The sequence below is a fragment of the Luteibacter sp. SG786 genome, from assembly GCF_011759605.1.
Taxonomy (GTDB): Bacteria; Pseudomonadota; Gammaproteobacteria; order Xanthomonadales; family Rhodanobacteraceae; genus Luteibacter.
Genome location: NZ_JAAOYX010000003.1, coordinates 432,159 through 449,190, shown reverse-complemented (window position 1 = coordinate 449,190; position 17,032 = coordinate 432,159). Strand labels below are relative to the sequence as shown.

Sequence of the window (17,032 nt, the reverse complement as noted above, 5' to 3'; positions counted from 1 at the left end):
GCTGCCTCGGACTCCGCCCCGTAGGAGCCGCTATAGCGGCGAGGGAGTGTACCCTCGCCGCTATACCGCTTCGTGGGCTTCTCGCCGCCATGGCGGCTCCCACAGTTTCGTCACGACTCCCCAAGGCACTGAAACATGCATCGACGCTGGATTGCGCTGGCCTTCGCCCTTACCTTCTGTGGCATGACCCAGGCATACGACACCCCGAAGACCCCGCCCGCCGCCCCGGCGGACACGAATGACGAAAACCTCTGGCTCGAGGACATCGACGGCACCAAGCCCCTCGATTGGGTGAAGGCGGAGAATGCCCAGACGGTGTCCAAGTACGCCGAGAGCAAGGACTTCAAGACGCTGGACGCGCGCATCCTCGAGGTGCTCGATTCCGACGCGAAGATTCCCGTGGTCAGCAAGATCGGCGACCACTTCTACAATTTCTGGCGAGACAAGGAACACCCCAAGGGCCTCTGGCGGCGCACGACACTGGCCGAGTACCGCAAGGACAAGCCCGCCTGGGAAACGGTGATCGACCTCGACGCCCTCGCCGCTTCCGAAAAGGAAAACTGGGTGTGGCACGGCGCGCAGTGCCTCAAGCCCGACTATCGCCGCTGCCTCGTTTCGCTGTCGCGCGGCGGTGCCGACGCCGACGTGGTGCGCGAATTCGACCTGTCTAACAAGACTTTCGTCAAAGATGGCTTCACCCTGCCCGAGGCGAAAACCCTCGTCTCCTGGATCGACGACGACCACCTCTTCGTGGCCACCGATTTCGGCCCGGGCTCGATGACCGACTCGAGCTACGCGCGCATCGTGAAGGAGTGGAAGCGAGGCACACCCCTCTCCTCCGCCACGACGGTGTACGAAGGCAAGAAGACCGACATGTCGATCTGGGCGTTCCGCGACAGGACCCCGGGTTACGAACGCGACTTCGTCTCACGCGCGCTGGAGTTCTACAGCACCGAGACCTTTCTTCGCGGCAAGGACGGCAAGCTCACCAAGATCGACGTGCCCAACGATGCAGAGACCGACGTCGAGCGCGAATGGCTGCTGATCGAGCCCCGCACCGCGTGGACGGTCGGTGGCAAGACCTATCCGTCCGGTTCCCTGCTGGCCGCCAACTTCGACGACTTCATGGCGGGCAAGCGCGACATCACGGTGTTGTTCACCCCGGACGCGCATACCTCGATGGCCGGGCATTCGTGGACGCGGCACCACCTGATTCTCAACCTGATGCACGACGTCGTGAGCGAGGTACGCATTCTCACTCCGGCGGCCAAGGGCGACTGGAAGAGCGAGGTGCTGTCCGGCGCGCCCGCACTCAGCACCATGCAGGCCGTGGGCGTGGATGCCGACGACAGCGACGCCTATTTCCTCACCGTGACCGGCTACCTGCAGCCCACCACGCTCTACTACGGCGTGCTCGGCCAGGGCGACAGTGAAGCGTTGAAGCACAGCCCGTCGTTCTTCGACGCCTCGAAATTCGCGGTAAGCCAACATTTCGCCACCTCGAAGGACGGCACGAAGGTGCCCTATTTCGAGATCGCGCCGAAGGCGATGAAGGCGGACGGCACGAACCCGACGCTGGTCTACGGCTACGGCGGCTTTGAGATACCGCTGCAGCCGATGTACTCCGCCGGCGTCGGCCGCGCCTGGCTGGAGAAGGGCGGTGTCTACGTGGTGGCGAACATTCGCGGCGGCGGCGAATACGGACCGGCCTGGCACCAGGCGGCGCTGAAGGCGAACCGTCCGCGAGCCTACGAGGATTTCGCAGCCGTGTCGCAGGACCTGATCGACCGCAAGATCACGAGTCCGAAGCACATGGGCATGATGGGCGGTAGTAACGGCGGCCTCCTCGCCGGCAACATGCTGACGAAGTACCCTCAGCTCTACGGCGCCGTGGTGAGCCAAGTGGCCCTCCTGGACATGAAGCGCTATCCGCACATGTCCGCCGGTGCCTCCTGGATGGCCGAATACGGCGATCCGGACAAGCCGGAAGAGTGGAAGTACATCCAGACCTTCTCGCCGTACCACAACCTCCGCAAGGGCACCAAGTACCCGCCCGTGCTATTCACCACCTCGACCCGCGACGACCGCGTGGGCCCGGTACATGCCCGCAAAATGGCGGCCCGCATGCAAGCCATGGGTTTTGATGCCAGCTTCTACGAGAACATCGAGGGCGGCCACGGGGCGGCGGCGGACAACAAGCAGTCGGCGTTCATGAATGCCCTGGCGTATACGTACCTTTGGGAGCATCTGAAGTAGCGGCGTGAGTCGGCGCGGGGCGCGCGCCGCCTGGCGCCAGTGAGTCGGCGCGTAGCGCCTGTAAGTCGCGGCCTGCGGCCGCTGGGAACTGTAAGTAAAAGCCGCATGGCCTGCTTTGCCCGGCTTTTACTTACGGTTCACGCTTTCCAAGCCGCCTTGGCGGCTGACTTACTGGGGGGTCCCCGCTATCCTTTAGGGCTGCCAAAACCCCACCAAGGACCCCCCATGGGACTGCATCTCGTTTCCGCCGGCCGCAACGTGCCGGACGAAATCAACGTCGTCATCGAAATTCCGAAGGATGCCGAGCCGGTCAAGTATGAAGTCGAGAAGGAAAGCGGTGCGATCTTCGTCGACCGCATCCTCTCCACCCCGATGCGCTATCCGTGCAACTACGGCTACGTGCCCGGCACGCTCGGCGGCGACGGCGACCCGCTCGATGCCCTGGTGATCCTGCCCCTGTCGCTGGTGCCCGGCTCGGTCATCCGCTGCCATCCGGTCGGCATGTTGAAGATGACCGACGAAGCGGGCGCCGACGAGAAGCTGGTCGTCGTGCCGGTGGAAAAGGTGTTCGCCGGCTACGCCCACATCCGCGACATCAAGCAGGTGTCCGGCCATTGGCTGGAGCGCATCGGCCACTTCTTCGAGCACTACAAGGATCTCGAGAAGGGCAAGTGGGTGAAGGTCGAGGGCTGGTTCGGCGCCGAGGAAGCCAAGGCCGAAATCACGGCCGGCATCGGCCGCTACAAGACCGATAAGTAAGGTTGGTTGCTTTGTGTGGGAGCCGCTTCAGCGGCGATCCGCTGAAGCGGGCAGGCTTGCCGCAAGCGTGCATCGCCGCTGAAGCGGCTCCCACAAAAGGCTTTTATCCGCGGCCCAGCAGGGCCCGCAGATCGATGATCGCCGCATTCGCGCGCGACACATAGTTCGCCATTACCAGCGAGTGATTGGCGAAGAAACCGAACGGCGAACCGTTCAACACCACCGGGCTGCCCAGCGACTTCTGCGACTCCTCGAGTTCGCGGATCACCTGCTGCAGGCTTGCGTCGGCATTCTTGCTACGGAGGATGGGCGCGAAGTCGTGGCGGATCGCCTTGAGCTGCTCGAGCAGCGTCCACGTATATCCACGAGCCTCGTAGAAGTTGTCGTCGATCTTCGACCAGGGCGTCTTCACGTAGATCGCCTTCGCGGGCCCGGCGTTCGCGCCCACGGCGGCATCCGGTGCCGCGTCCACTTTCAACTGGCCCACGCTGGCCGAGAGCCGCTGCGACAGCGAGCCCAGACGCGCCGAAACCGTCTGCAGGTAATCGGCAAGATTGTCCGCCCTCGCATAGAAATGGGCATTGGCGTCGGCCGCATCGCTCAGCCGGCCGAGGTAGTTCTCGAGATCGTTGACGGCCTTGCCGTACTGCGATTCGGAGCTGGGCAGCAGCCAGCGATCGTTCGGGCTGTTGAGCAGGGGGTCGGCCTCGCCCAGGTCCTTGTCTTCGGTGGACTGCGTCTGCGAGCGGCTGAAATCGTTGCGCAGGGCACGGGCCAGGTCGCGCGACGCGGTCAGCGAGCCGAATTCCCAGTTGGGTATATTGTCCATGAACACACCCGGAGGCATCCGGTCGTTGCTGAGATAGCCGCCGCGCTTGTCCATCAGCGTGTCGACGGAACGGATCAGCGTGTACGTCGTGACGGCGCCGGTACTCATGGGCCGGCCGATGTCCTTCATGTGCGCGGTGGTGACCGCGACCGGGTCGAACTGCTCCGGCTCCTTGTCCCACCACCACATGAGTGCCAGCACGAGCAGGATCAACACGGCGATCGGCACGAGGATCGCCAGACCGAGGGGATGGCGCCGGCGTCGCGGCGGCACGGATTGGGCGGTCGCATTCATGGGGACTTCCTTCTTGTCGCGAACGTGAGCGTAGGGACGCTCTGAACAAGTTCAGAGCGTCCCTAGCTTAGCTCAGCGAAGCGGGGGCGCTGTCGGCTCGCCCTTCGCGCCGAGGTTCTCGAGCAAGGTGGCCATGTCCTCGGCATGTTCCTCCTCCTGCGCCAGGATGTCCTCCATGATGCGCCGTGTCGTCGGGTCGTCGTCGCCGATGTACTGCACGATGGCGCGATAGCTGTCGATCGCGATGCGCTCGGCGACCAGGTCTTCCTTGATCATGTCCACCAGGGTGGTGCCTTCCACGTAGTCGGCATGGCTGCGCGAAAGCAGGCCGTCCGGGTTGAAGTTCGGCGTGCCGTCGAGCTGGGTGATGCGCTCGGCGATGCGGTCGGCGTGTTCCTGCTCTTCCGTGGCGTGTTCGAGGAATTCCGCCTTCACGCTCTGCGAGTGGATGCCCGGTGCCATGTAGTAGTGGTACTTGTAGCGCAGCACGCAGACGAGCTCCGTGGCGAGGGCCTCGTTGAGGAGCTTGATCACCGTTTCGCGGTCGGCGCGGTACCCGGACGTAACCGCACCGTTGTCGATGTGCTCGCGTGCGCGCTTGCGGATGTTCTCAATGTCGCTGATGAAGGGCTTGGACTGGGACATGCCTGGTCTCCTTTAGAGGGACTGGGGGATGCCAAACGGTAGGCCGCGATGCGGGAAATCCTGGTGAAGAGGCGGCTTCTCACGCCAAGTCGCTGGGCCCCTGCCTTCGCAGGGGCGACGGTTTTCGCAGCCGAGCGACGGCCCCACTCGTCGCCCCTGCGAAGGCAGGGGCCCAGTGACTTCCCGCCACCCTACTCATGCCTTCCGGTACACCTCGCCGCCCTGCTCCCGGAACTCCAGCGCCTTGCCTTCCATCCCGTCCGCGAAGTCCCGCACTTCCTGCGTGATCTTCATGGAGCAGAACTTCGGTCCGCACATGGAGCAGAAGTGCGCCGACTTGTGCGCCTCCTTCGGCATCGTCTCGTCGTGGAATTCGCGGGCCTTGTCGGGGTCCAGGGCGAGGTTGAACTGGTCGTCCCAGCGGAATTCGAAACGGGCCTTCGACAGCGCGTTGTCCCGCACCTGTGCGCCGGGGTGGCCTTTCGCCAGATCGGCGGCATGCGCGGCGATCTTGTAAGCGACGATGCCATCGCGCACATCCTGGCGGTTGGGCAGGCCGAGGTGTTCCTTGGGCGTCACGTAGCAAAGCATGGCCGTGCCGAACCAGCCGATCATGGCCGCGCCGATGGCGCTGGTGATGTGGTCGTAGCCCGGGGCGATGTCGGTCGTGAGCGGCCCCAGTGTATAGAACGGCGCTTCATGGCACTTTTCCAGCTGCCGCTCCATGTTTTCCTTGATGAGATGCATGGGCACGTGGCCGGGCCCTTCGATCATGCATTGCACGTCGTGCTTCCACGCCACCTTCGTCAACTCCCCCAGGGTGTCGAGTTCGCCGAACTGGGCTGCATCGTTCGCATCGGCCACGCATCCGGGCCGCAGGCCGTCGCCCAGGCTGAAGGACACGTCGTAGGCTTTCATGATTTCGCAGATGTCCTCGAAGTGCGTGTAGAGGAAATTCTCGCGATGATGCGCAAGGCACCACTTCGCCATGATGGACCCGCCGCGCGATACGATGCCCGTGACGCGTTTTGCCGTGAGCGGCACGAAGCGAAGGAGCACGCCGGCGTGGATCGTGAAATAGTCCACCCCCTGCTCCGCCTGCTCCACCAGCGTGTCGCGGAATATCTCCCAGGTGAGTTCCTCGGCCACGCCGCCCACCTTTTCCAGCGCCTGGTAGATCGGCACGGTGCCGATCGGCACCGGGGAATTGCGCACGATCCATTCCCGTGTCTCGTGGATGTGCTTGCCGGTGGAAAGATCCATGACGGTATCGGCACCCCAGCGGATCGCCCACACGAGCTTTTCCACTTCTTCCGCGATGCCGGAGCTCACCGCGCTGTTCCCGATGTTGGCGTTCACCTTGGTAAGGAACCGCCGGCCGATGGCCATCGGCTCCGCTTCCGGGTGATTGATGTTGGCGGGGATGATCGCGCGGCCGCGCGCGACCTCGTCGCGCACGAACTCCGGCGTGATACGCGCCGGCAGCGCAGCGCCGAACGCTTCGCCCGGATGCTGCGCGCGGAGGACGGCATCGGCCAGCGCGTCGATCCGCTGGTTCTCGCGAATGGCCACGAACTCCATCTCCGGCGTGACGATGCCACGCCGCGCGTAGTGCATCTGGGTAACGTTCGCGCCGTTGCGTGCACGCAACGGCAGCCGCGTTCCAGCAAAACGGACGGCGTCGAGGCGCGCATCGTTCGCCCGGCCCCGTCCGAAGCTCGACGACAGGGCGTCGAGCCGCTCCACGTCGCCCCGCTCGGAGATCCATGCGGCACGCAGGGCAGGAAGCCCCGCCGCGAGGTCCACGGTATGGGAGGGATCGGTATAGGGCCCGGACGTGTCATACACCACGATCGACGGATTGGCCTCGCCACCGAACAGCGTGGGGGTGGCCGATTGCGCAATCTCGCGCATCGGCACGCGCAGGTCCGGGCGGCTGCCGGCAACGTACACCTTGCGCGAACCGGAGATGGGTGCGGTAACGGACTGGGACAGCTCGCGCGCGGCGCGGGCCAGATCGGAGGGCATGGCATTCATCGGCTTCTCGTTCCTCGGAGGAAGGGAGAAGCGGACGGCGCCGTCACGCGACACGCCGTGCGCATGCGCACGGCGATCCTGGACGAAGCTTCCTACGCCGGTACGGACCGGATCAGGTTCGAAGGGACTCTCTCAGCCCGCGCATCGCTTGGGCACCCCCGCTTCGTCGCCGATTAAAGCACGAAGCGGATGCGGATGGTCAGACGCTGACGTTGCGCGGGGAATACGCGCGCATGAACATGTCGACCGCGGCCAGCGCGTTGGCATTCACCTCTTCGGCAAACTGCACCGCACAGTCTTCGCAGCCGAAAAGGCGGCGGATCAGCAGGTCGCCCTTGAGCAGGGCAAGGAACTGCGTGGTGGCGCGCGACACGTCGGGGATGTCGAGTTGGCCGCGCGCGGCCGCGCCTTCGAGCAGGCGCTGCATGAGCTTGTGCATGCGCACGGGGCCTTCTTCCCAGACCAGACGCCCGAAGCGCGGATTGCCACCGTTGTGGCAGTCGGAAAGGATGGCCCGGAAGGTACCCACCGATTCGGTATTGGTCTCCATGGACGCATGGCGGCTGGCGATGTTGGTGAGCGTGGCACGGATGTCGGCGCCCTGGCTGAAATCGAACAGGTCGTCCGGCAGGCGCTCCTGCACGTGCGCGCGGATCACCTCGCGAAAGAGGTTGTCCTTGTCGCCGAAATGGCTGTACACCGTGAGCTTCGACACACCCGCGGAGGCCGCGACGGCATCCATGCTGGTGCCGGCAAAGCCGCCCTGCGTAAAGAGCGCCTTGGCGGCATCGAGGATGGCCGCTCGCTTTTCCATGTCCTTCGGACGCCCGGGTCCCTGGGTCTTGAGTTTCGGGCTGGCGTTCATGGCTGCACCTTCACAAACAGAGATTATGACTTTATTATACGCAGCGGTTCAGTTATTTCCAGCAGGCTGCTGACCGCTCCGGCTACCTTAGAATGGTAGATGGGGATGCAGCGGCGGTTACCCCAATGGGATCGGGGGTTTGCCGCCCGGGCCGTTCAGGTACCTGAGGGCGTCCGGCAGGGGGGCATGACTTCCGTCAGTCCCGTCCGGTGACTTCCGGCACTTCGCCCCGCCGCACAGGCACCGCAGCCTTTAGCTATTGGGAAACCGGGCGCTAAGCGCTTATCCTTCCGAATCTTTTTGCAGCTTTCGTACGGAATACAACCATGGCGATGAATTTCGAGCAGGCCCGGCAGAACATGGTCGAGAACCAGGTGCGTCCCTGGGAGGTTCTCGACGCCGACGTCCTCGAGACCCTGAAGAGCGTGCGCCGCGAGGACTTCGTCGCTCCCGAGCACCGCAATGTGGCGTTCGCCGACCTCACCCTGCCCCTGGGGCACGGCGAGGTGATGATGAAGCCGGTGATCGAGGGCCGCGTGCTCCAGGCCGTCGCGCTCAACAAGGTCGACGAGGTGCTGGAAATCGGCACCGGTTCCGGTTACCTCACGGCCTGCCTCGCCCGCCTCGCCGGCAAGGTCACCAGCATCGACATGCACGCCGACTTCGTCGAGGCAGCCCGCGCACGTCTCGCGGCCGCCGGCGTGGCGAACGTGTCGCTGGAAACCGCCGAGGCCGTCAACGGCTACACGCCCGCGGGCGTTTTCGATGCCGTCGTGGTCACGGGCGCCGTGCACGCCGTTCCCGAGAAGTTCGTGCGCTGGCTGAAGCCCGGCGGACGCATGTTTGTGGTACGCGGCGATTCCCCCGCGCAGACGGCTGTCCTGCTCACCCACGAGGGCGACGGGCGCTATCGCGAGGAATCGCTGTTCGAAACGGACCTTCCGTACCTGGCGCATGCCGCGCCGGTGAAGCGGTTCGTGCTCTGATCCACCCGCTATCCCTCACTTACAAGGCGAAACCATGCGCTTGAAGCTGCTCACTGTCGCGCTGGCATTGGCTGCGATGCCTTTCGCGAGCCATGCGGAAGACCTGCTCGACGCCTACCGCCAGGCCCGAGCCAACGACCCGGTGCTGTCGCAGGCCGACTCCACCCGTCTGGCCACGGGTGAGGGCGTGGTCCAGGCACGTGCCCTGCTGCTGCCGCAGATCAACGCACAGCTCAGCCTCAACCAGAGCGATCCGAACGGTCCGTCGCGCTCGATCGTCACCGACGCCGCCGGCAATCCGGTGGTCGACGGCAACGGCAACCCGGTGCTCACCGGCGATGCCGGTCACACCCGTACCCGCGACGTAAGCGCCTCGATCAGCCAGAGCGTGCTCGACCTCAGCCGCTATGCCGACCTGAAGGCGGCGAAGTCGTCGTCGCAGGCGCAGGACGCCACCTACGAGGCCGCCCTGCAGCAGCTCGCCACGCGCGTGGCGACGGCGTACTTCCAGGTGCTGACCAACGACGACGCGCTGACCTTCGCCAAGGCCAACGAGCAGGCGCTGGCCCGTCAGCTCGAGCAGGCCCAGCAGCGTTTCGACGTCGGCCTGGCCGCCATCACCGACGTGCAGGACGCCAAGGCGCAGCACGACACGGCCGTCGCCAACGTCATCACCGCCGAGAACAACCTGGCCGACTCGCGCGAAGCGCTCACACAGATCACCGGCAAGCCGGCCGACAACCTGAAGAAGCTACGCGAAGACCTGCCGATGGACGCACCGTCGCCGAACGACCCCAAGGCATGGGTCGCCGAAGCGGTGAAGAACAATCCGACGATCGTCGCCTCGCAGTTCAATGTCGATTCGGCCGAGCACAGCATTTCCTCGGCGCGCGCCGGCCACCTGCCGACCATCGATGCCACCCTCGGTTACAGCAAGACCACGGCGTGGACGCAGAATGCCGGCACCGCCTCCACCGCGGGCACGCTCGGCTCGAGCAGCAACGGCCGCGGCGGCACCACCGTGGGCCTCACGCTGAACGTGCCGATCTTCTCCGGTGGCGCCACGCAATCGCGCGTTCGCCAGTCGATCTACCAGCGCGACGCCGCGCAGGATTCCCTGGAGGCCACCCGCCGCCAGGTCGTCCGCGACACGCTGAACTTCTACCGTTCGGTCGTGGCCGGCATCAGCAAGGTGGAGGCCACCAAGGCCGCCGTCCAATCCTCTGAGAGCGCCCGCGACGCCACGCAGGCCGGTTTCGAGGTGGGCACGCGCACCATCGTCGACGTGCTGCTGGCACAGCAGAACCTCACCCAGGCACTCAGCGATTATTCGCAGGCCCGTCACCAGTTCATCCTCGACAAGCTGCTGCTCAAGCAGACGGCCGGCACAGTGGACGTGAAAGACCTGGAAGCCGTGAACGCGCTGTTGCAGTAACGCTTCCGCTCGACACGCACAGAAAAAACGGACCCTCGCGGTCCGTTTTTTTTAGGTTCTTGACGGAAGTCCGGGGACGCATGCCGCATGCAAAGGTTCATTCGCCAAGGCGAATGCATGTGTCCTAGCGGCTGGCGCCGCCGTCAGCTTTGACGGTGAGGCCAGAGCCTTCGGTGTCCACCCTCGCTGCTCAGACAGGTCCTCCGCGTTCGGCAAGGTGGGGCCGCTGGCGCGGCCCGTTTATCTATCTGGCCTTCGGCCGCTCTCTTGTGCGGAACTCGCCTCGAGGATGGACACCGAAGACTCTCCCAATCTTTGAGGCGGCCTGTCCGGAGAGCCGGCACAGCCCAAGCAAGACCCCGGTCCTACTCCTGCAACAGCCGGTCGACGAGTTCCATCACCTTTCCGACCGAGCCGCGCTCGCTGTCGAACACGTGGCGGGCTCGGCGCCCCATCGTTTCCCGGCGCTCGCGATCGCGCAGCAGGGACAGGACCTGTTCGCCGAGTTCGTTCTCGTCCTTCACCCGCTGGCCGCCGCCTTCGTCGAGCAGGGCCTGGGTGATCTCTTCGAAGTTGAAGGTGTGCGGCCCCACCAGCACGGGTTTGCAAAGGGCTGCGGGCTCCAGCACGTTATGGCCGCCGATGGGCACGAGGCTGCCGCCGACGAAGGCCACGTCCGCCGAGGCGAAGAAGCGCAACAGCTCGCCCATGGAATCGATGACGAAACACTGCGTGGCGTGGCCCGGCGCGCCGTCCGCACTGCGCGTGGCGACATTGAAACCGAGGCTCCGCACCGAGCCTTCCACCGCCTTGAACCGCTCCGGATGGCGCGGTGCGATGAGCAGCAAGGCATCGGGCAGGCGGCGCATCACGTTGAGGTGTGCCTCGAGCACGCACATCTCCTCCCCCTCGTGCGTACTGGCGGCGATCCAGACCGGGCGGCCGGTACCCCAGGCTTCGCGCATGGCCATGCCGGCCTCCAGCGCCGCCTGGGGCACCGGCATGTCGAACTTGAGATTGCCGCAGACGGTGAGCTGGCTGGGCTCGGCGCCGAGCAGGCGATAGCGCGCGGCGTCGGTGCGGGATTGCGCCGCGATGTGGCTCACGCAGCGCAGTGCGCGCTTCACCAGGGAGCTCATGCGGGCGTAACCCCGCAGCGAGCGCTCGGACAGGCGCGCATTGGCGATCAGCAGCGGAATGCCGTGCCGGCGGCAGGCGAAGTAGAGGTTCGGCCAGATTTCCGTTTCGACGATCACGGCCAGACGCGGACGCGTGTTGCGCAGGAAGCGCTTCACGGCGAACGGCAGGTCGTAGGGAAGATAGACGCTGTGCACGCTGTCGCCGAACAGCTGGCGAACGCGCTCGGAGCCGGTGGGCGTTACCGTGGTCACCAGCATCGGCGCCTGCGGATAGGCCTCCATCAGGGCCTTCACCAACGGCTCCGCCGCGTTCACCTCGCCCACGGACACGGCGTGCACCCACAGGCAGCCGGCAAGGCGCGGCTCGCGGAACTGGCCGAACCGCTCGCGCCAGCGCACGTGGTAGTCGCCGTAGCGCATGCCCCGCGCCATGAGGCGGAGCATCACCAGGGGCGTGAACAGGTACATGGCGAGGTTGTAGAGCAGGCGCAGGAGCACGCGGATCCCAGGATTTGCCAGTAGCCCGGCAGTATAGCCGCCCCCTTTCGCTACAATGGCCGGCCATGCCCGGTATGCCCCGCCCCCACCTCACCCGCGCCCTGCTCGCCCCCCGCCACTGGCCGGCGTGGCTGGGCGTCGCGTTCATCTGGCTGATCGCGCACCTGCCGTTCCGGCTCCTGATGCGCCTGGGCCGTCTTGCCGGCCGGCTGGCCCTGCACCTGAACCCCGAACGGCGCCGCATCGCGGCGACGAACATCGCGTTGTGCTTTCCCGAACTCGACGCGACGGCGCAGAAGGCGCTGGTACGGGCGAACCTGTGCGACGTGGGCATGATGCTGGCCGAGTTCGCCCTGGGGTGGATGGGCTCGGACCGCGCCATCGCCCGTGTGCCCGTTACCGTCGATGGCCTCGAGCATCTGGAGGCGGCGCGCAAGGCGGGTCGCGGCGTGCTGCTCGTCGGCGGCCATTTCTCGCACCTGGAACTTTGCGCACGGCTGGTATCGCAACGCATCCGCATCGCCGGCATGTACCGGCGCATGGATTCGGACGTATTCGAGTTCGCGGTGCTCCGCTCGCGCCTGCATTACGCCGACGCCATGTTCGAGAAGGACGACATCCGGGGCACGGTGAGGTACCTGAAATCCGGCGGCACGCTCTGGTACGCGCCCGACCAGGACATGCGTAGCAAGGACAACGTGTTCGTGCCCTTTTTCGGCGTGCAGGCAGCCACGATCACCGCCACGCATCACCTGGCCCGACTTTCCGGGGCTCTCGTCATTCCCTTTTACCACCGCCGGCTGCCCGGCGACGCGGGTTACGCCATGCGCCTGGGCGCGCCGATGGAAGACTTCCCCAGCAAGGACCCGAGCCTGGACACGGCACGCGTGAACGCGCAGATCGAGCAGATGGTGCGTGAGGCACCGGAGCAGTACCTCTGGGTGCACAAGCGCTTCAAGACGCGCCCGCCCGGCGAGCCGAAGGTTTACTAAACGCGGCAAGACGATCCCGGCACCGTTCGTGCGCCACCGTGCTTCCCACATGGCTTGGACGATGCCTTTCGGTGTGCGCGGATGCGCCCAGCTTTCCCCTACCTTTCGCCAAGCCTAACGCCGGCAGAACTGTAGGTGGGCGGCCTGTCACCATGAAAGCCTCGGGAAAAAAGACGTGCGTAGAACGTGCGTCGTCAACACGAAACGGATCTTCCCCATGCAATCGATCTTTCGCTTCGCGCGATCGCTGAGCGGCCGCGCCGGCTGGCACAGCTCACGCACGCACGGCATCGGCGCCGCGCTTACGTACATCGGCCGCTGCCTCGCCAACTGGCGTGAGCACGATGCCTGGCTGGCCTTCCTGGAAACCGCGCCCATGGTGGGCATCACGTCCATCGACCGCGTGTTGCCCGAGCGCTACCAGCACCGCTACATCAGCCTGTCGTGGAGCAGACGGCAGCGGCTCGATGCCCTGCGCCAGCACTATGCCTTCGCGCTGGCGCGATTTCCGCGCCCGCTCTTCCACACACTGTACCGCGAACGGCAGGTATTGCTCGGCAAGGTGACGCTGCGTGACGGTGGGTACCTCTCGCTTATCCTGAAGGCGCCGTTCCGGCGCAGCCGCGAGGGCGAGATGAGCCTTTCCCTCACCGATGAAAGCGGCCTGCAGATCTCCTATACGACCCTGGCCTTCATCGACGAGGGTCGCACGATCGTCATCGGCTGCCTGCAAGGCGCCGCCAACAATGCAGGACGCGACGTCGTGCGCGAACTCACCCGGCAGTGCCACGGCTTGCGGCCGAAGAATCTCCTGCTCTCGATGGTGCGCTCGCTCGCCGAGGCGTTCGAGGTCGAACGCGTGCTCGGCATAGGCAACGAAGCCCATGTCTTCGCCGGCATTCCCAACAAGGTGAAGGCCGATTACGACAGCTTCTGGATGGAGGCCGGCGCCGTGCCGGCCGAGCACGGCTTTTACGAGCTCCCGCCGCGCGAGCCCGCACGTTGCGCGTCGGAAGTCGAAAGCAAGCGCCGGGCCGAGTTTCGGCGCCGTGAAGCGCTGCGCGCCGAAGCCTGCGAATCAGTCCTCACCGCTTTCGGTTTCGAACGGAGGCCGGTGGCGCTCGCCGCTTGAACGGCGCAACTCGTACAGCTTGGCGTACTTGAGGAACGCGTAGAACGCGTGCACACGCGCGGCGACGAATCCCGCCCACCCACCGCGCCAGTGGCCGCGCCAGAGGTAATAACGAAGGAACGCCACGGTGGGATAAACCACCATGCGTGCACGGAGGAACTGCGGCACGCGCGCGTGGCGATCGCGCACCTGCAGCGACGAATACCGATTGGCCTTCTCCACCCGCCCCTCAATGTCGCGCTCGCCGTAATGATCGATCACGGCGTCCAGGCGCTGCACCGGTCCATCGACAACCACGCTCTCATGCACCTCGTGACCGCTCATGTGGGCACGGGTCCGGTCGAACAGGCGCACGTAGTGATTGAGGCGCGCGCGGTCGGGCTGCCAGCGCCAGAAAACCCACTCCCGACGGAGCAGCACATAGCCGGCAGCCTGTGGCGCCTGCAGCACGGCGCGGATGCGTGCGGCCGCCGCCGGGGTCAGCGCCTCGTCGGAATCGAGCAGGAGCACCCAACGGTATCTGGCGAGATCGATCGCGGCCTGCTTCTGTGCGCTGTAGCCGGCGAACGGCTGCACTTCCACACGCGCGCCCAGGCGCGCCGCGATGTCCCGCGTGGCATCCCGAGAGCCGGAGTCGAGAACGACCACGTCGTCCGCGAAAGCGACCGAACCAAGGCAGGTGCCGATCGTGTCGGCGTTGTCGAAGGCGGTGACGACCACCGACAGCGGTTCACGTTCCACGGCGAACCTCGATGTCGTCGGGCAGGTCCGCGAAGAGGGCGGCCGCCCAGACGGAGAGCAGCCATGCCGCCAGCAACCCCCACCAGGCCGAATAGAAGGCCATATGGGTGTTCAGGGGGAACAGGATCGCCACCAGCGCGACCGTTGCCGGGAAGGCGCGATCGCGTGCTGTCGGCCCCGCCCGGCGCCACGTGCGTATTGCGAAGACAACAGCGGCTAGCCATGCGAGCAGGCCGATCGTGCCGGTTTCCGTGGCAACCTCCAGCACGACCTGGTGCGCATGGCAGGCACCCTCGCCTTCCCCGCACTTCTCCATCGTGAGGAAGTGGTCGCCAGGCGATGCCACCGACGGATACGCGACCCGGAAGCCGCGGACGCCCACGCCGTTGACCGGATGCGCCGCATACAGGCGCAGCGCGGTGGTCCAGATATCGAGCCGCCCGGTCAGCGCGGTGTCGATGCCGGTGGTGGTGCCGGACAGTGCCGGCACGGTATGCGCCACGCGGTCGCGGAAGCGGGGCGACACCTGCCACGCCAGCACGGCCGCAACCGCGACCAGAAGGCCGGCGCCAAGGCACGCTACGGCGAAGCGCCGGGGCGAGCCGGCTTCGCGCCAGAGGAAGGCGACGCCGACCAGCGCATAGCAGAGCCAGGAGGCCCGCGAGCCGGACAGCAGCACCGGACCGAGCGCCAGCAGGAAGGCCAGCACGAGGCCCCGGCGCCCCCAGCGTTCGCGGGCCGCCCACAGGAAGAATGGTGCGAGCGCCGAAAGCGCAGGGCCCAGCTTCAGGTTCGTGGCCCCGAAGATACCCGAGAGACGTTCCGGATCGGACGCGCCGGCGAGGCCGTAGCCCGTCATGGCTTGTACCCAGGCGTCGGCGACCCACAGGGCCACCACCACCGCGGTGGCAACGTAGAGCGCACGAACCTTGCCGGGCCTGCGCATCGCGAAACAGGTGTACACACCGAGCGGCGCGAAGCGGAGGATGCCCGCCACCGTTCCCCAGGACTTCCCTGGCGCAACGGCATCCACCGCGGAGACGAGGGCCGCCCCGGCATAGGCGGCGAAAAGCCACAGGTACAGCGTTGCGCCCGGATGATGATGCAGAGCCCGCGGCTCGCGCACGAGGAGGAGCACGGAGCCCACCAGCGCGAGGAAGACACCCAGCTCGGCGCTGCGGCCGAACGGCAGCAGGGCGGGAACCAGCCAGACGGGCAACAAGGGCGAGGCGAGGCCCGCCCGGATCGTGGCGACGAGGCCGCTGCCGCTCACGCCGCGGGTTTGCCTTGCACCACCTCGGCGTAGAGCGCCAGCGTGGCCGACTGCATGTCGGCAAGCCGATAGCTGCGAGGGGGCGGGATGGGCGGGGCGAACCGAAGGAGTTCCGCCGCGCGCTCCACCAGTTTCTCGCGGTCGCCGAGCGGCACGCGGCCTGCAGGGTAGAGCTCGGCCAGCAGTTCGCCCACGCCGCCGTGCGCATAGCCCATGACCGGGCGACACAGCGCCAGTGCCTCGACCACGGTGCGGCCGAACGATTCGGGACGTTTCGACAGCTGCAGCACGAGCGCCGACATGGCGTAGATATCGCGAACATCGCTACGTTGCGGCGAAATCACCACCTTGCCTTCGAGCCCGCGCTGGCGCACCAGCGCGCGCAGTTCCTCGATATAGGCTTCCCGGCCGGGCTCGTCCGCGCCGAGCAGGAGCAGCCGGGCGTCGATGTCGCGCTGGGCCAGGTCGGCCATGAGTTCGATGGCGTCCGCATGGCCCTTCAGGCGCGTGCCGCGGCCAGGAAGGGTGAGGAGCGGCGCACCGGCCAGCTGCGGATACTGCTCGAAGAAGGCACGCTGCCAGGCGTCGTCCGGGCGATAACCGTAAGGAAAGGCTTCCGTGTCGATGCCGCGGGGAATGACTTCGATGCGGGCTGTGTCCACGTCATCGGGGTAATGGCGCAGCACGTAGTCGCGCAGCGTCTGGGAAACCACGATGACGCGCTCGCCGCGCATGAGGATGGCGCTGTAGCGCCCCGGGGTGTTCAGGCCATGCACGGTGGTGACGAAGTGCGGGCGCGGCTTCACGCCGCGCATGGCCCACCAGCCTATCCACGCCGGCAGCCGCGACCGGGCGTGCACGATGTCCGGCTGCACCTCGCGCAGCACCTTGCGCAGTTTTCCCACCGTGAACAGGGTGCTGAGGGACTTCTTGCCGATGGGAAGCGCGATGTGGCGGCTGCCCTCGGCTTCCAGCTGCGCCACCATGGGCCCGCCCGCCGAGACAACGATCGACCGATGACCGGCCTGAACCAGCGCCCGGCCGATTTCGAGGGTCGACCGCTCGGCACCGCCCGAATTCAGGGCGGGGATCAGTTGCACGACGGTCATCGTCCGATGCTCGAAGACGGTGGCCATGGGTGGGTCCGGTAA

General features: G+C 66.2%; 14 protein-coding genes and 1 riboswitch. Of the genes, 6 read left to right on the top strand and 8 right to left on the bottom strand.

The window, feature by feature from the left end; all coding sequences use genetic code 11:
• The first annotated feature begins 183 nt into the window (after window positions 1-183).
• Window positions 184-2,256, top strand: coding sequence for a prolyl oligopeptidase family serine peptidase (locus FHS47_RS17955; protein WP_247741537.1), 2,073 nt, complete (start codon window positions 184-186; stop codon window positions 2,254-2,256).
• A 225-nt stretch (window positions 2,257-2,481) separates the two neighbouring features.
• Window positions 2,482-3,015, top strand: a complete 534-nt coding sequence (ppa, locus tag FHS47_RS17950) for an inorganic diphosphatase (RefSeq protein WP_167031422.1) — start codon at window positions 2,482-2,484, stop codon at window positions 3,013-3,015.
• A 103-nt stretch (window positions 3,016-3,118) separates the two neighbouring features.
• Here ppa and FHS47_RS17945 read toward each other — a convergent pair whose 3' ends face one another.
• The 4 genes from FHS47_RS17945 to FHS47_RS17930 all read right to left on the bottom strand — a co-directional run bounded on the left by FHS47_RS17945 (window position 3,119) and on the right by FHS47_RS17930 (window position 7,685).
• Window positions 3,119-4,138 (bottom strand): DUF2333 family protein, encoded by a 1,020-nt coding sequence (locus FHS47_RS17945; protein ID WP_167031419.1) that lies wholly within the window; start codon window positions 4,136-4,138, stop codon window positions 3,119-3,121.
• Between the two features lie 72 nt (window positions 4,139-4,210).
• A complete protein-coding gene (locus tag FHS47_RS17940; protein ID WP_167031417.1) occupies window positions 4,211-4,783 on the bottom strand; it encodes a DUF892 family protein in 573 nt (190 codons plus the stop codon).
• 195 nt (window positions 4,784-4,978) lie between these two features.
• On the bottom strand, window positions 4,979-6,820 hold the full coding sequence (gene thiC, locus FHS47_RS17935; protein WP_167031415.1) for a phosphomethylpyrimidine synthase ThiC: 1,842 nt from the start codon (window positions 6,818-6,820) through the stop codon (window positions 4,979-4,981).
• 72 nt (window positions 6,821-6,892) lie between these two features.
• A riboswitch (TPP riboswitch) is annotated at window positions 6,893-6,990 on the bottom strand.
• A 29-nt stretch (window positions 6,991-7,019) separates the two neighbouring features.
• Window positions 7,020-7,685, bottom strand: coding sequence for a TetR/AcrR family transcriptional regulator (locus FHS47_RS17930; protein ID WP_167031413.1), 666 nt, complete (start codon window positions 7,683-7,685; stop codon window positions 7,020-7,022).
• 326 nt (window positions 7,686-8,011) lie between these two features.
• Here FHS47_RS17930 and FHS47_RS17925 point away from each other — a divergent pair, with 326 nt between their 5' ends.
• On the top strand, window positions 8,012-8,671 hold the full coding sequence (locus FHS47_RS17925; RefSeq protein WP_167031411.1) for a protein-L-isoaspartate O-methyltransferase: 660 nt from the start codon (window positions 8,012-8,014) through the stop codon (window positions 8,669-8,671).
• Between the two features lie 34 nt (window positions 8,672-8,705).
• The gene (locus FHS47_RS17920) at window positions 8,706-10,106 is read left to right on the top strand and encodes a TolC family outer membrane protein (RefSeq protein WP_167031409.1); all 1,401 of its coding nucleotides are present in this window, start codon (window positions 8,706-8,708) and stop codon (window positions 10,104-10,106) included.
• A 365-nt stretch (window positions 10,107-10,471) separates the two neighbouring features.
• Here the strand turns inward: FHS47_RS17920 and waaA are convergent, their stop codons facing one another.
• Window positions 10,472-11,737: a lipid IV(A) 3-deoxy-D-manno-octulosonic acid transferase gene (gene waaA, locus FHS47_RS17915; RefSeq protein ID WP_167032337.1), complete on the bottom strand. Its 1,266-nt coding sequence runs from the start codon at window positions 11,735-11,737 to the stop codon at window positions 10,472-10,474.
• 80 nt (window positions 11,738-11,817) lie between these two features.
• On the opposite strand from waaA, the gene lpxL reads away from it, so the two are divergent.
• Complete coding sequence (gene lpxL, locus FHS47_RS17910) at window positions 11,818-12,735, top strand: LpxL/LpxP family Kdo(2)-lipid IV(A) lauroyl/palmitoleoyl acyltransferase (RefSeq protein ID WP_167031407.1); 918 nt, start codon at window positions 11,818-11,820, stop codon at window positions 12,733-12,735.
• Between the two features lie 217 nt (window positions 12,736-12,952).
• Window positions 12,953-13,867 (top strand): DUF535 family protein, encoded by a 915-nt coding sequence (locus FHS47_RS17905; protein ID WP_167031405.1) that lies wholly within the window; start codon window positions 12,953-12,955, stop codon window positions 13,865-13,867.
• Here FHS47_RS17905 and FHS47_RS17900 read toward each other — a convergent pair.
• Genes FHS47_RS17900 through FHS47_RS17890 form a run of 3 tightly spaced genes read right to left on the bottom strand, consistent with a single transcriptional unit; the run spans window position 13,814 to window position 17,017 of the window.
• Window positions 13,814-14,608: a glycosyltransferase family 2 protein gene (locus FHS47_RS17900; RefSeq protein WP_167031403.1), complete on the bottom strand. Its 795-nt coding sequence runs from the start codon at window positions 14,606-14,608 to the stop codon at window positions 13,814-13,816. The genes FHS47_RS17905 and FHS47_RS17900 overlap by 54 nt on opposite strands.
• Window positions 14,598-15,881, bottom strand: a complete 1,284-nt coding sequence (locus tag FHS47_RS17895) for an O-antigen ligase family protein (protein WP_167031401.1) — start codon at window positions 15,879-15,881, stop codon at window positions 14,598-14,600. The genes FHS47_RS17900 and FHS47_RS17895 overlap by 11 nt, the downstream gene beginning before the upstream one ends.
• On the bottom strand, window positions 15,878-17,017 hold the full coding sequence (locus FHS47_RS17890; RefSeq protein ID WP_167031398.1) for a glycosyltransferase: 1,140 nt from the start codon (window positions 17,015-17,017) through the stop codon (window positions 15,878-15,880). Before FHS47_RS17890 ends, FHS47_RS17895 begins: the two co-directional genes overlap by 4 nt.
• Window positions 17,018-17,032 lie beyond the last annotated feature (15 nt).